At 64.8% G+C, this 14216-nt stretch carries 10 protein-coding genes; 5 read left to right on the top strand and 5 right to left on the bottom strand.

Annotated features, from left to right (window positions below):
* Window positions 1–71: 71 nt before the first annotated feature.
* Window positions 72–803 carry a CBS domain-containing protein gene (locus tag VRZ08_RS09510; RefSeq protein ID WP_107345839.1) on the bottom strand — a complete coding sequence of 244 codons (732 nt, stop codon included), beginning with the start codon at window positions 801–803 and terminating at the stop codon, window positions 72–74.
* 86 nt (window positions 804–889) lie between these two features.
* Window positions 890–1723 carry a universal stress protein gene (locus VRZ08_RS09505; RefSeq protein ID WP_107345838.1) on the bottom strand — a complete coding sequence of 278 codons (834 nt, stop codon included), beginning with the start codon at window positions 1721–1723 and terminating at the stop codon, window positions 890–892.
* Between the two features lie 189 nt (window positions 1724–1912).
* Between VRZ08_RS09505 and VRZ08_RS09500 the strand changes: the two genes are divergently transcribed.
* Window positions 1913–2749, top strand: a complete 837-nt coding sequence (locus VRZ08_RS09500) for a universal stress protein (protein ID WP_107345837.1) — start codon at window positions 1913–1915, stop codon at window positions 2747–2749.
* A 56-nt stretch (window positions 2750–2805) separates the two neighbouring features.
* Here the strand turns inward: VRZ08_RS09500 and mgtA are convergent, their stop codons facing one another.
* Window positions 2806–5370: a magnesium-translocating P-type ATPase gene (gene mgtA / locus VRZ08_RS09495; RefSeq protein ID WP_414532387.1), complete on the bottom strand. Its 2565-nt coding sequence runs from the start codon at window positions 5368–5370 to the stop codon at window positions 2806–2808.
* 231 nt (window positions 5371–5601) lie between these two features.
* Here mgtA and VRZ08_RS09490 point away from each other — a divergent pair, with 231 nt between their 5' ends.
* A complete protein-coding gene (locus VRZ08_RS09490) occupies window positions 5602–7368 on the top strand; it encodes a PHA/PHB synthase family protein (protein ID WP_414532451.1) in 1767 nt (588 codons plus the stop codon).
* Here the strand turns inward: VRZ08_RS09490 and VRZ08_RS09485 are convergent.
* Window positions 7350–8909 carry an AAA family ATPase gene (locus VRZ08_RS09485; protein ID WP_414532386.1) on the bottom strand — a complete coding sequence of 520 codons (1560 nt, stop codon included), beginning with the start codon at window positions 8907–8909 and terminating at the stop codon, window positions 7350–7352. The two genes, VRZ08_RS09490 and VRZ08_RS09485, sit on opposite strands and share 19 nt — an antisense overlap.
* Window positions 8910–9163: 254 nt before the next feature.
* Between VRZ08_RS09485 and VRZ08_RS09480 the strand changes: the two genes are divergently transcribed.
* Window positions 9164–9592, top strand: coding sequence for an HPP family protein (locus VRZ08_RS09480; RefSeq protein ID WP_199851765.1), 429 nt, complete (start codon window positions 9164–9166; stop codon window positions 9590–9592).
* A 139-nt stretch (window positions 9593–9731) separates the two neighbouring features.
* Complete coding sequence (locus VRZ08_RS09475; protein WP_414532385.1) at window positions 9732–12455, top strand: bifunctional acetate--CoA ligase family protein/GNAT family N-acetyltransferase; 2724 nt, start codon at window positions 9732–9734, stop codon at window positions 12453–12455.
* Between the two features lie 51 nt (window positions 12456–12506).
* On the opposite strand, the gene VRZ08_RS09470 is transcribed toward VRZ08_RS09475, so the two are convergent.
* Window positions 12507–12917 (bottom strand): hypothetical protein, encoded by a 411-nt coding sequence (locus tag VRZ08_RS09470; RefSeq protein ID WP_414532384.1) that lies wholly within the window; start codon window positions 12915–12917, stop codon window positions 12507–12509.
* Window positions 12918–13067: 150 nt separating this feature from the next.
* Here VRZ08_RS09470 and VRZ08_RS09465 point away from each other — a divergent pair, with 150 nt between their 5' ends.
* The gene (locus VRZ08_RS09465) at window positions 13068–14216 is read left to right on the top strand and encodes an MlaE family lipid ABC transporter permease subunit (protein ID WP_414532383.1); all 1149 of its coding nucleotides are present in this window, start codon (window positions 13068–13070) and stop codon (window positions 14214–14216) included.

The following is a 14216-nucleotide window of genomic DNA, read 5'->3' as shown; positions in this document are numbered from 1 at the left end:
ACTTCACAACCAGCGGAAGGCGGGGCGCCCGCCGCTGTCAGGGTCACTTAAACGGCGGCGGCGCGCGGATTTCAACTCGCTTTTTTGGCCGCCCGATCGTCTTCCGGCGAGTTCAGGTAGAACCCGGACATGGTATCGACCCAGCACAGATGATCGTGCACTTCCCGCACCCCGCAGACGTTCTCGGCGACCACCACCGCGGCCTGCCGCGACCGCTCTTCGGTAATCACGCCGTTGAGATGCACCACGCCGTCCCGCACCAGCACGCTCAGGCCGAATGGGCGCCAGTCGTTGCGTTCGATTTCGGCAATGATCTTGTCGCGGATCTTGTCGTCGGCCGCGTTCGGCTCGGGGGCTTGGCGCGCCAGGTCGGCGACCGCGCGCAGCAGGTTCTTGCGGGTGACGATCCCCACCAGCAGATCGCCGCGCATCACCGGGAAGCGCTTGACGTGATGCTTCTCCATCAGCTTCACGATGGTCTCGATCGAGGTGTCTTCGCTGACCGTATGGGGATGGTGCGTCATCACCTCGCCGACCTTGCGGCCGTGCTCGTGGACGAAGTCGCCGGCGCAGGTGCCGGGGCCGAGCAGCATCCGCAGCCAGCGCCCGCGCTTGCGCTGGGTTCCGATTTCGGCTCGGCGGATGAAGTCGCCTTCGGAGATGATACCGATCAGCTTGCCGTCGTCGTCGACCACCGGCAGGCCGCTGACGTGATTGTCGATCATCGCATTCGCGGCATCGACGATCGACGCATCCGGGCCGATCGTGACAAGTTGCCGGGTCATGATTTGGTGAGCACGCATATCCAGTCTCCCCTAAGCCGCGGCGGCAATCCGAGCGCCACGCCGGTCGCACCGTGGCTTGTTGTGTCGCTGGCCCCCGCGCCGCGTCAATGCGAGATCAACGCGGGCAAGGTCAGCGATTTGAAGATGCCTCTCGTCACACCGCCGAGGATGAACTCGCGCAGCCGCGAATGGCCGTAGCCGCCCATCACCAGCAAGTTGGCGCCGCTGTCAGCGGCGAACGACAGAATGGTGTTGTGGATGCTGCCGGGCGGCGAGGTGAGCTGGTGTCCGGTCGCCGCCAGATCGTGGCGCATCAGGTGCGCCAGCAGTGCGGTCGACGACGCCTGTCCGACCACGTCCTCATCTTCGTTGACGGAGACGACGTCGATCATCTTCGCCCGGGTGAGGAACGGCATCGCGTCATGCACTGCGCGCGCCGCGGGACGTCCGCCGTCCCAGCAGATCAGGATGCGGTCGAAGGCGAGCGGACCTGAATGGATATAGGGCACCATCAGCATCGGCTTGCCGGAATTGAACAGCACCGCTTCCGGCAGCGGGTCCTGGTGACCCGGCTTGGCGCGGTCCGGCTGCACCAGGACGGTGAGGTCGTAGAGCCGCGAGATTTCCGACAGGGCCTGATTGGCCAGCACCGGCGTATCGCACACCGAGCGGGCGCCATGCGTGACCCCGGCGGCGCGGGCCGCGATCTCGAACTGATCGAGCCGCGCGGCGGCCTCATCGGCATCGGTGTTCTGCTGGGTGGCGGCGGCATAGTATGCGGCTGATGCGCCCACCATGATGGCCGGATTGATCGGCTGATAGGTGCAGACGATGCCGTCCAGATGCGCATCGAATGCCTTCGCGACCGAGACGGCGCAGGCGACCACCCCGTCGGCCGGTCGATCGGCCGGGATGTGGGCGACGATGTCACTCAGCATTGCAGGACTCCCGCTTCCTAGCGTGTCGGATCGGGAGCGGAATATATGGCGCTGCTTGCGGGTTACTTTGATCTAGCTCATCGTATCTGAAAGCTCTGTTGCGGGATCATGGCTCCGTTGCAGTGGCCGGAAGCGGCGAGCGGTGGCTGCAGGATTGTGGTTGCCGCGGTGGTTCCCGGGAGGTGCCCGATGACGTACTCGACGGTGATGGTCGCGCTCGCGTTCGACCAGCCCAACGCGTGTCGTCTCAGCATCGCGGCGGAATTGGCAGAGCGCTTCGAGTCGCGCCTGATCGGGATTGCGGCCTCCGAACTGAGCCCGCCGGTGTACTACATGTCCGGGAGCCAAGCCGAGCGCCTGATGGTGGAGGGGCTCGCGACCATCAAGCAGCGTCTGTCGGATCTGGAAGCCGAATTCCGGCAGGCGATGAGCGGTCACACCCGCGAACTGCAATGGCGCAGCGCCATCGAACAGCCGTCGCGCTACATCGTGCAGCAGGCGCGCGCCGCGGACATCGTGGTGTGCGGCGCCGGCGTGTCGAGCCTGCTGTCCGATCCGTTCGCGTCGGCGGCTCCGGCCGACCTCGTGATGGAGATCGGCCGCCCGCTGCTTGTGGTGCCGCCGAACGTCTGCCGGATCGATCTGTCGAGCGTGCTGGTGGCGTGGAAGGACAATCCCGAGGCGCGGCGCGCGATCGTCGACGCGCTGCCGCTGCTGCGCCAGGCTAGCCACGTCACCGTGGTTGAGATCGTTGAGAGCGAAGAAGACCATGGCCGCGCCGCCGCGCTTGCCGGCGTACATGACGTCGTCGATTGGCTGTCGCGTCATCACATCCATGCCATCGGTGAGGTGCCCGAACACACCGGCGATGTCTCCCGGCAGATCACCGACATCGCCCGCCAGGTCGGCGCCGGCATCGTGGTGGCAGGCGCCTACGGGCGTTCGCGCTTCCGCGAATGGATTCTTGGTGGCGTCACCCAGCATCTCTTGGAGCAGACCTCGCGCTGCGCCTTCCTTGCGCGCTAACGATCTTCGAACACAACTGGCTTTTGCTCCGGCGCCATAAACCGGCGCCGACGTGTCTAACGCCGGGGATGCACGGCGTGCCGCCGCCGGCCGCGGTGACTGCTCAGATTTGCCAGCGCCAGCCGTTTGGCGAGCTCGGCGCAGATCAGATAGCAGACCACGATCACGGCCAGCATCAAGCCGAGCTGTGCCCCGATCGGAGCGAAGCCGAACACCGATCGAAATGGGCTCACCACCAACGCGATGGCGAAGCCGAGCGCGCCGAGCGATGTCGCGGCCAGGATCCAGTGCGGACGGCTGGTCCAGAACGGGCCGCTCGAACGGATCAGGAAGATCACCAGGATCTGGGTCGCGATCGATTCCACAAACCACGCGGTCTGGAACGTCGCTTCCTGGGCGTCGAAGACGTTGAGCAGCACGGCGAAGGTGGCGATATCGAACACCGACGATACTGCGCCCATGATCATGGTGAAGCGCAAGATGCCCTTCATGTCCCAGCTGTGGGGTCGTTCGACATCGCCTGAATCGACGCTGTCGAACGGAATGCCGATCTCGGACAGGTCGTAGAGCAGGTTGTTGAGCAGGATCTGCATCGGCAGTAGCGGCAGGAACGGCAAGACGATCGAGGCCAGCGCCATCGACAGCATGTTTCCGAAATTCGAGCTGGTGCCCATCCGCACGTATTTGAGGATGTTCGCGAAGGTCCGCCGTCCTTCGCGGACGCCGTCCGCCAGCACGGCGAGATCGGAATCCAGCATGATCATGTCGGCGGCCGCGCGGGCGACATCGGTGGCGCCTTCGACCGAGAGGCCGACATGCGCGGCCCGGATCGCCGGCGCGTCGTTGATGCCGTCACCCATGAAGCCGACCACGTGGCCGCGGCGCTGCAGTGCCTGGATGATTCTGGTCTTCTGGTCCGGATCGACCCGTGCGAACAGATCGACGTGCTCGATCCGCGCGGCGAGCGCGGTCTCGCTGAGCTCGGCGATCTCGGCTCCCGTCAGCATTTGCGCGTTCGGCAGACCGACCGCATTGGCGACATGCTGCACCACTGCGCCGTGATCGCCCGAGATCACCTTCAACCTGACGCCGAGGGATTGCAGCGTCGCGATCGCGGCGGCGGCATCCGGCTTCGGCGGATCCGAGAACACGCAGAAGCCCATCAAGACGAGGTGGCGTTCGTCGGCGAGGCTGATCGCGGTGGTGCCGGCAGGCATCCGCTTGGCCGCAACCGCCAACAGCCGGTAGCCCAGCGTCACCTGAGCCTGTTGCAACTGCTCCAGCCCGGCTCGCGCAGTGTCGTCGAGCGGCCGGACTGCGCCATCGCCGCCATCAAGGCCGGTGGCTCGCGACAGGATCGCCTCCGGGGCGCCTTTGCTGATCAGCCATGGCCCATCGCCGTCGGCGGCGAGCACCGAGACGCAGCGGCGTTCGAAATCGAACGGTACTTCGCCGAGCCGCTGCCAGGAGCCGGTTTCCGGCAGGTTGGGATGGGACAGAACGGCTTGGTCGAGCGGGCTCCGGACCCCTGTCTCGAACCGGCTGTTGATCGTGGCGAAGGTCAGCAGCCGATCACTGGTGGCGCCGTCAGGGCCAAGGTGATCGACAAGTGTCACTGTGGCCTGCGTCAGCGTGCCGGTCTTGTCGGTACACAGCACGTCCATCGCGCCGAGGTCGTGGATCGCCGACAGCCGCTTGACGATGACCTTCTTGGCGGCCATCCGCAGCGCTCCCCGCGCCAGCGTCACCGTCATCACCATCGGCAGCAGCTCCGGCGTCAGACCGACGGCGAGCGCCACCGCAAACAGGAACGACTCGATCGGCGGCCGGCCGGCGACCAGATGGGCCAGCAGCACGAACAGCGTCAGAAACACAGTGAGGCGGAGGATCAGCAGCCCAAGGCTGTGCACGCCCTTTTCCAGTGCGGTCTCAGGCTCGTTCGCTGCCAGCGCGGTAACGATGCCGCCGAACCGGGTGTCTTGCCCGGTCGCCACGACCAGCATCACGGCGTTGCCTCCGACCATGCTGGTCCCTGCGAACAGCGCGTTGGCCGCGTCCGCCGGGGTCGGACTGTGGCACGGCCCGTTGTTCTTTGCCGATGGAAACGCCTCGCCGGTCATCAGGGATTCGTTGACCTGCGCGTTATGGGCCTCGATCACGAGGCCATCGGCCGGGACCAAATCGCCGGCGCGTAGTTCGACCACGTCGCCGGGCACGATGTCCTCGACCGGCAGTGGGGTGAGCTTGCCGTCGCGATAGACGTCGGCCCTGACTGCCACCGAGCGGCGGAGGTTCTCGGCCGCCGCTTCGGCGTGATGCTCCTGGACGATGTCCAAGGTGATCGAAAAGGTGATCACCGTCAGGATGATGACGAAGCTACCGAGATCGCCGCTGATGCTCGAGATTGCGGCGGCGACGAGCAGGATCGCCACCAGCGGATTGAGCATCCGCTTGCCGATCTTGGCGAGCAGCGATTGACCGGCCGGTGGATGGAACGCGTTGCGGCCGTAGCGTGCGAGCCGGTGTACGGCCTCTTCGGAGCTCAACCCTTCGCGCCGACTCTCGAACTGGGCGAGCAGCGTCTCGATCGGTTGGAGCCAGAACAGGGGGCGATCTTGCACGTGAAAACCGATGTGTTGATCGGCATCAAGGGACGGAATATCGCCAGATGCGATCCTATCGCAAAAGTTCGACGCTACGCCCGCTTAACCATCGGGCAAGCCTCGATGGATTCCACGGACGCGTGACTAAGCGATGACATCTTCGTCGTCCTATATGTCGGTGGCAATACCCGCTGCGAATCCGGTCAAATGACCGCATATTCGAGTGCGTCGAAGTATCAGTACGAGGCCATGATGCTGCAGACACCGGTCCCCCCCTTTGTTGCCGAACCGCCCGCCCCCAAGCCGCCGGCCCGGCACCTCGGCCCGAGCGACAGTGACCGCACCCTGCATGCGACGCTGGCGCCGTTGACCGGCGGGCTGTCGCCGACCGCGCTGACGCTCGCCTATGCCGACTGGCTGTCGCATCTGTTCTGGGCGCCGACACAGCGGATGGATCTTGTCAACGATGCGCTGCGCCGTGGGACGCAACTCGCCGAAGCCTCGGTCGCCCAGACCGAGCCGTGGTCGCTGATTGCTCCGCAGCCGCAGGACCGCCGCTTCAGTGCGCCGGAATGGCGCGAGCCGCCGTTCAACCTGATGGCGCAGGGCTTTCTGCTGGCCGAGCGGTGGTGGCACGACGCCACCACCAACATTCGCGGCGTCTCGGAGCAGAATGAGAAGATCGTCGAGTTCGCGACCCGGCAGATGCTCGACGTCTTGGCGCCGTCGAACTTCGCCCTCACCAACCCGGAAGTGCTTCGCCGCACCGTGTCGACCGAAGGGCGCAATCTCGCCGACGGCTTTCGCAACTGGTGGGAAGACCTGCTCGAACTGATGGCGCACGAGCCGAAGCACGATTTCGTCGTCGGCAAGGACGTCGCGGTCACGCCCGGCAAGGTGGTGTACAGCAACAAGCTGATCGAGCTGATCCAATACGCGCCAGCCACGGAGACGGTGCGGCCGGAGCCGATCCTGATCGTGCCGGCCTGGATCATGAAGTACTACATTCTCGATCTGTCGCCGCACAATTCGTTGGTGAAGTATCTCACCGATCAGGGCTATACCGTCTTCATGATCTCGTGGCGCAATCCGACCGCCGCGGATCGCGATGTCTCGCTCGAAGACTATCGCCGCCTCGGCGTGATGGCCGCGCTCGACACGATCGGCGCGATCCTGCCGGAACGGCCGGTGCATGCGGTCGGCTATTGCCTCGGCGGCACGCTGCTGTCGATCGCGGCAGCCGCGATGGGACGCGACGGCGACAGCCGGCTCAAATCGATCACGCTGTTCGCGGCCCAGACCGACTTCACCGAAGCCGGCGAGCTGACGCTGTTCATCAACGAAAGCCAGGTCGCCTTCCTCGAAGACATGATGTGGAATCGCGGCGTGCTCGACACCACTCAGATGTCCGGCGCGTTCCAGATCCTGCGCTCCAACGATCTGATCTGGTCGCGGCTGGTGCATGAATATCTGATGGGCGTGCGCTCGGAGCCGAACGACCTGATGGCCTGGAACGCCGATGCCACCCGGATGCCGTATCGGATGCACTCCGAATATCTGCGTAAGCTGTTCCTCGACAACGATCTGGCCGAAGGCCGTTACACCGTCGATGGCCGGCCGATCGCGCTGTCCGACATCCACACGCCGATCTTCGTGGTCGGAACGCAGCGCGATCACGTCGCGCCGTGGCGGTCGACGTTCAAGATCCATTTGCTGGCCGACGCCGATGTCACCTTCTGTCTGACCGGCGGCGGCCACAACGCCGGCATCGTCTCGCCACCGTCGCCGAAGGCACATGGTTATCAAGTGATGACCAAGGAAGCCGATGGTCCGTATGTTGGGCCCGACGATTGGCTGAAGCAGGCGCCCCACGCCGAAGGCTCGTGGTGGACCGAATGGGTGCATTGGCTCGGCACCCGTTCCGGCGAGCCGGTCGCGCCGCCGCGCATCGGATTGCCGGACGTCGATCCGGGCGCCCTGCCGGACGCGCCCGGCAGCTACGTGCTGCAGACCTGACCGGTCTGCGGCAACGCCGCCCGCGCCCGCGCCAGCGTCTCGGCCGGGGTGCCGCCGGCGTCGATCGTGGTCCATCCGACTACGCCCTGCGCGTAGCTTTGCTGCTGCCGGACGATCTCCGGCGTCGCATCGGACGCATCGCCGATGCGACCGGCGACCCGTGCGATCCGCGTGGCGAGATCGGCAGTGAGAAACAGGCCGTGGCACGGGATGCCGAGCCCGGCCGCAACGCTTTCGATCGCGAGGCGCTCCTCGGGCTTGGAGAACACCGCATCGACGATCACCGAATGTCCCTGTTTCAAGATATGCGCGGCGCGCTCGGCGAGGCTTCGATAAACTTTGTCGGTCACTTCAGCGGTGTAGGCTGTTGCCGGGAGCCGCTCGGTGTCGGTGACGCCGTGCAGCCGTTTGCGGGCCACATCCGAGCGCAGCACCACGGCGCCGGGCAGGGGCGGGATGTGGCCTGAGAGAGCGCGAGCCAGCACCGATTTGCCGGTGCCGGATAGCCCGCCGACTGCGATCAGCCGGGGCGGTGGCGGCGCGATCAGCCGCAGCGCCAGATCAAAATAGGATTCCGCAATCGCCCGATTGGCTTGCCTGATCGTCTCATTGGCGGCGGGCCGTGCCAGCATCACCTTGGCGCGGATCGCGGCGCGCATCGACAGAAGCAGCGGCAGTGCCGACAGCGCATCGAGATTGTCCGCGCTCGTCACCGCGAGATAGCGATTCAAAAGTTGTGCGGAGTCGCTGCCGTGGCCGTAGTGCAGCAAGTCCATCAGCGGGAAGGCGAGATCGTACAGCACGTCGACCGAGGCGATGGCCGGGTCGAACTCGATGGCGTCGAACAGCGTCGGCTTGCCGTCGATCACCACGATATTGGCAAGGTGCAGATCGCCGTGGCACCAGCGGACGAAGCCAGCGGCCCCGCGCTGCTCCAGCAACGGATGCAGCCGGCCGAGCGCATCGCGACTGCTTGTGTCGAGCATCGCAACGTCGGCCGCGGCAAAACCGCCTGCAGCAAGCTCGTTGGTGTCGTCAGCCAGGATCGGTTCGATCGATGCGACCCAAGGCGCAGTCGCCGCCAAAGGCGCGGCCTGATGCGAGGCGGCGATCGCATCGGCGACGGCGTCGATCAGCTCGGGGCCGAGCGAACCGGCGCGGGCGAGATGATCCAGCGTGGCGCTGTCGTCGAAACGCATCATCTCGACGGCCCATTCCACCGCGGGCCCGTCGCCGCCGATCTGTAACGCACCCTTGTCAGTGCGTGTGATTGGCACGACACGGCGATAGATCGCGGGGGCGAATCGGCGGCCGACGGCGAGCTCCTGCTCGCAGGCGATCTTTCGTTTGGCGAGGGTCGAATAGTCCAGAAATGGGAATTTGACGGCGCGCTTGATCTTCAGCGCCCGGTTCCCCTCGAGAAAAACCGCTGCGCCATGGGTGTCGATCTGCACCACGGGCGCGTCGCCGCTGCCACGGCCCAGGAAGTCGAAGACGTCTCGTTGCTGGGGGCCGGTGGAGGTGGCGTCTGGGGCGGGCATCGGGACTACTACTTAGGCGGCTGCGGAACTGTCCGAGGATGGATCACGTTGCATCCCGATTGCGCAATCCGGGCGGGCAGATCATGAGCATTGTTGTAGGAAAAACAAGCGGCGCCCCGAATTGCCGGTGGTTTGACCTTGATCAATTCAATTCGCCAAAGCTGCGGTCAATTTGCACACCAACGACGATTAGCAGGGCCGCCATTGGGTCGCCACAAATCGTTGGCGAAAATTCCGAGTGATTGGGTCCGGTCTTGTATAAGTTTCTAGAGGCAACCGTTGCCGACCATATGACGCGAGCGGTGAAATCCGTGTCGCGCGAATTGACCATGCGCGAGCTGGAGGACAAATTCGAACACGACGACTTCAACGCCTATCCGGTGGTGGAGGACCAGCGTGTCATCGGCATGGTGACAAAGTACGATTTCTTGAGTTGTTTCGCGTTCCACCCAACCCAGATGCTGCCGCATTACGACGACCTGATGAATCGGACCGTCGGCGACATCATGTCGGGGGACTTCCTCTACGTGCATTCCGATACCAAGCTCACCCGGGTGTTGCAGTTGATGGTCGAACATCAGACCCGCAGCATCCCGGTGTTGGACGCCGATCGCAAGCTGGATGGTATCATCTCGCGCGAGGACGTCATCAAGGCGCTGGCGACCTTCACCAAGGTACGCTAACTGCGCGAGCAGTACGCGTCCCTCCGTCGCGCCAAGCCGACATTGGCTTGTTGCAGCAACTGTCGTACACCTTTCCCGCGCAGATTCCGGATCGTGCGACGGCTGCCGTTCGCGGCCGGCCGTCCGGTGTCGAGGTGAGATGTCGACCTATCGATTGAGCACCCTGCTGTCGCCCGGAGCCGTGGCGGTCGTCGGCGCCAGTCCGCGGCCGGCCTCTCTCGGCCGCGCGGTTCTGACCAATTTGCGCGAGGCGGGATTTAAGGGGCAGATCGGAGTCGTCAATCCGCGCTACCCGGAAATCGGCGGCATCAAGACCGTCGGCTCGCTCGCGGAACTCTCTTTCGTCCCGGATCTGATTGTCATTACGGCGCCGCCGCGCTCGGTCGCCAAGGTCGTCGCCGAAGCCGGCGAACTCGGCGTGGCCGGTGCGATCATCATCAGTTCGGAGATGGGGCGCGGCAAAGGCTCCTATGCGGAAGCCGCGAATCGCGCCGCGCGCAAGTCGGGCATCCGGCTGATCGGGCCGAACTGTCTTGGCATCATGATTCCGGGCGTCAATCTCAACGCCAGCTTTGCCGCTCACATGCCGCGGCGGGGCAATTTGGCGCTGATCTCACAGTCGGGCGCCATTGCGGCCGGCATGGTGGATTGGGCGGCCGTCAAAGAGATTGGCTTCTCCGGCATCGTCTCGATCGGCGATCAACTCGACGTCGATATCGCCGACATGCTCGACTTCTACGCGGCCGATCTCGAGACCCGCGCGATCCTGCTTTACATCGAAGCCGTCACCGACGCCCGCAAGTTCATGTCGGCGGCGCGCGCCGCGGCACGGGTCAAGCCAGTGGTGGTGGTGAAGTCGGGCCGCATGGCGCACGGCGCAAAAGCTGCTGCGACCCACACCGGCGCGTTCGCCGGCGCCGATGCGGTGTACGAGGCCGCGTTCCGCCGCGCCGGCATGCTGCGGGTGTACGATCTGCGCGAGCTGTTCGACTGTGCCGAGACGCTCGGCCGCGTCAGCGCGCCGCGCGGCAAGCGGGTCGCGATTCTCACCAATGGCGGCGGCATCGGCATTCTGGCGGTCGACCGCCTGGCCGAACTCGGCGGCGAGCCGGCGACGCTGTCGGCCGACCTGCACAAGAAGCTCGACGCGATCCTGCCGACCTCGTGGTCCGGCTTCAATCCGATCGACATCACCGGTGACGCCGACGCCGAGCGCTATGCAGCGACGCTGTCGATGCTGCTCTCCGATCCGGACAATGACGCGATCCTGGTGATGAACGTGCAGACCGCGGTGGCGTCGCCGCGGGACATCGCCCGCGAAGTGATCCGTGTGGTCGGTGAAGAGCGGGTTCGCCGCACGCTGTTCAAGCCGGTGTTTGCGGTCTGGGTCGGCGCCGAGGAGGCGGTCACCCATGCCTTCGACGCCGCCTCGATCCCGAACTATCCGACCGAGGACGACGCAGTTCGCAGCATCATGAACATGGTGCGCTATCGCGAGGCGGTGCAGCTTCTCACCGAAGTGCCGCCATCGCTGCCGAAGGATTTCGACCCCGACACCGAGACGGCCCGCGCGATCGTCGAGAAGGCGCTGCGGGAAGGCCGCACTTGGCTCGATCCGCTGGAGATCAGCGGTCTGTTTGCGGCGTATCAGATCCCGATGATTCCGACGCTGGCGGCCACCAATGCCGAGGAAGCGGTGTCGTGGGCGTCGTCGTTCCTGTCGCAGGGCGTCACCGTGGTGGTGAAAGTGTTGTCGCGCGACATCCCGCACAAGTCCGACATCGGCGGCGTGGTGCTCAATCTCACCAGCGTCGAAGCGGTCCGCGTTGCGGTGAACGAAATCATGGCGCGCGCCGCCAAGCTGCGCCCTAACGCGCGTCTCGAAGGCGTGATGGTGCAGCCGATGATCCTGCGCCCGAAGGCGCGCGAGCTGACCATCGGCATTGCCGACGATCCGACCTTCGGTCCGGTGATCGCGTTCGGTCAGGGCGGCACCGGCGTCGAACTGATCGACGACCGGTCGCTGGCTTTGCCGCCGCTCGATCTGCCGCTCGCCGAGTCGCTGATTGCGCGTACCCGTGTCTCCAAGCTGCTCTGCGCCTATCGCGACGTGCCCGAGGTGAAGCGGAGTGCGGTGGCACTGACGCTGGTGAAACTGTCGCAGATGGCGGCCGACCTGCCGGAGATCCGCGAGCTCGATGTCAACCCGTTGCTCGCCGATGGAAGCGGCGTGGTGGCGATCGATGCCCGCGTCGTGGTGCGCCCGCCGGAGCGCAAATTCGCCGGCCTCGGCAATTCGCACTTCGCCGTGAAGCCGTATCCGACCGAATGGGAGCGGCATCTGACAGTGAAGGACGGCTGGCGCGTGCTGGCGCGGCCGATCCGTCCGGACGACGAGCCGGCGATCCACGAATTCCTCAAGCACGTCACGCCGGAGGATCTGCGGCTGCGGTTCTTTGCGGCGATGAAGGAGTTCAGCCACGCCTTCATCGCCCGGCTGTCGCAGATCGACTACGCCCGCGCGATGGCGTTCGTGGCGTTCGACGAAATCACCGGCGAAATGCTCGGCGTGGTCCGCATCCACTCGGACTCGATCTATGAGAGCGGCGAATACGCGATCCTGCTGCGCTCCGATCTGAAGGGCAAAGGCCTCGGCTGGGCGTTGATGAAACTGATCATCGAATACGCCCGTTCCGAAGGCCTGCACTATGTCTGCGGCCAGGTGCTGCGCGAGAACACCGCGATGCTGCGGATGTGCCGCGATCTCGGCTTCGAAGCCAAAACCGATGCGTCCGAGCCGGACATCCTTAACGTTCGGTTACCGCTGACCGAAGAAGCCGCGCGCGCCGCCAGATCGGCGTGACAACAGCGTCGCCCGAGAGGGCCTCCTCATGATCAAGCTGTGCCGTGCTAGCTACAGCCGGTTCACCGCGACCACACGGAAGGTGTGCATGGCACCTTCCTCGCGCAGCGACACGTACTCACCCTGGACGAAACGTTCGTCGGCGAAGTGATAGCCGGCTTCGTCGGGCAGTTTCGCAGCAGTGTCATATTGGAATGCCCATGATCCACCCGGACGGTGCACCAGGTGACCCAGGCTGTCCGGCTGATGCGGCCGCTGCCGTGCCACACGGCAGGCTTCGCGGTGCTTCTTCCAGATTTCGGCGTCGATCCGGTCATTGCCGTCGAGCGGAGCGATGATCACATAGGCGATGTTCGCTTCGCCTTCAGGATGTCCAGGTTCTCGTGCGAGTTCGAGCCTGATCTGGCGGAAGCACGCCGGCAACGAGGTGTTGAGGATTGCGGAGGGCGTAGCTTTGGTCATTGTTTCGCTCCTGGCATCGCGCAGGATGCTGACGCAGAGCAGAAGCGGCATAATTGATTTGCATCAATCGCGGTACACGACGCAAACTGTGCGCTGCAACGCGTCGGGGCGAATCGAAACGGAGCAGCGCATGCTGGCCTTCGAGACCGGATGGGACCAGCCGTGAGCCTCGCGCCTGTGCTGAATGCCAAGACCGATGGCGATACGCTGGAGCTCAAGCCGAAAGGGGCTTGGACTGCGACAAACAGCAAATTCATGGAGCAGCTGTCTGAGGAAGTTGCTCCTCAGATCGCGGCGACGAAGTCGCTCACCATCGATATGGCGGAGATCGGCGAGATCGACACGATCGGCGCCTGGGTGCTCGAAAAGCTGTCGCGCAGCGCCGCACAGGCTGGCCGCACCGCGCAGTTCAAAGGCATTTCCGCGAGCTACGCGGAGCTGATCGATGAGGTGCGGCAGCTCAATCGTCGTGGGCCGACCCCGCATCCGAAGCCTAATCCGATCATCGCGAAGCTCGACCAAATCGGTCGGTCGGCCTGGAGCGCAACTACCGATATCGCGGTGTTTCTGGAAATGCTCGGTGCCCTCGGTGCCGCGCTGCTGGGTGTGCTGCGGCGGCCGCGCTCGCTGCGACTGACCTCGTTGACTTACCAGGTCTACAGGGTCGGCTGGCAGGCGATCCCGATCATGGTGCTGATTACCTTCCTGATCGGCGCGATCATCGCGCAGCAGGGCATCTTCCACTTCCGCAAGTTCGGTGCCGATTCCTATGTCGTCGACATGGTCGGCATCCTGGTGCTGCGCGAGATTGGCGTGCTGATCGTCGCCATCATGGTCGCCGGCCGGTCGGGCAGTGCCTATACGGCCGAACTCGGCTCGATGAAAATGCGGGAAGAGATCGACGCGCTCTCGACCATGGGACTCGATCCAGTTGAGGTGCTGATCCTGCCGCGGATCATCGCGCTGGTGATCGCGCTGCCGATCCTGGCCTTCATCGGCTCGATGGCGGCGCTGTATGGCGGCCTGCTGACGGCGTGGTTCTACGGCGGGATGCAGCCCTCGGTGTTCATCGCCCGGCTGCACGAGGCCGTGTCGCTGAACTCCTTCCAGGTCGGGATGTGGAAGGCGCCGTTCATGGCGCTGGTGATCGGCATCGTCGCCTGCAGCGAGGGCCTGCGGGTCAAGGGCAGTGCCGAGTCGCTCGGACTGCAGACCACCACGTCGGTCGTGAAGTCAATCTTTCTGGTGATCGTGCTCGACGGCTTGTTCGCCGTGTTCTTCGCGTCGATCGGGATGTAG

Origin of the sequence: Rhodopseudomonas sp. G2_2311, assembly GCF_047501505.1 — a bacterium.
GTDB lineage: Bacteria > Pseudomonadota > Alphaproteobacteria > Rhizobiales > Xanthobacteraceae > Rhodopseudomonas > Rhodopseudomonas palustris_H.
Note: the sequence above shows the minus strand (reverse complement) of the source record. Positions and strands in the feature narration are given on the sequence as shown.

Bases quoted from the DNA above. Each gene is read 5' to 3' on its own strand.
- VRZ08_RS09510 (WP_107345839.1), bottom strand. From the start codon at position 803: ATGCGTGCTCACCAAATCATGACCCGGCAACTTGTCACGATCGGCCCG.
- VRZ08_RS09505 (WP_107345838.1), bottom strand. From the start codon at position 1,723: ATGCTGAGTGACATCGTCGCCCACATCCCGGCCGATCGACCGGCCGAC.
- VRZ08_RS09500 (WP_107345837.1), top strand. From the start codon at position 1,913: ATGACGTACTCGACGGTGATGGTCGCGCTCGCGTTCGACCAGCCCAAC.
- VRZ08_RS09490 (WP_414532451.1), top strand. From the start codon at position 5,602: ATGATGCTGCAGACACCGGTCCCCCCCTTTGTTGCCGAACCGCCCGCC.
- VRZ08_RS09485 (WP_414532386.1), bottom strand. From the start codon at position 8,909: ATGCCCGCCCCAGACGCCACCTCCACCGGCCCCCAGCAACGAGACGTC.
- VRZ08_RS09475 (WP_414532385.1), top strand. From the start codon at position 9,732: ATGTCGACCTATCGATTGAGCACCCTGCTGTCGCCCGGAGCCGTGGCG.
- VRZ08_RS09470 (WP_414532384.1), bottom strand. From the start codon at position 12,917: ATGACCAAAGCTACGCCCTCCGCAATCCTCAACACCTCGTTGCCGGCG.
- VRZ08_RS09465 (WP_414532383.1), top strand. From the start codon at position 13,068: ATGGGACCAGCCGTGAGCCTCGCGCCTGTGCTGAATGCCAAGACCGAT.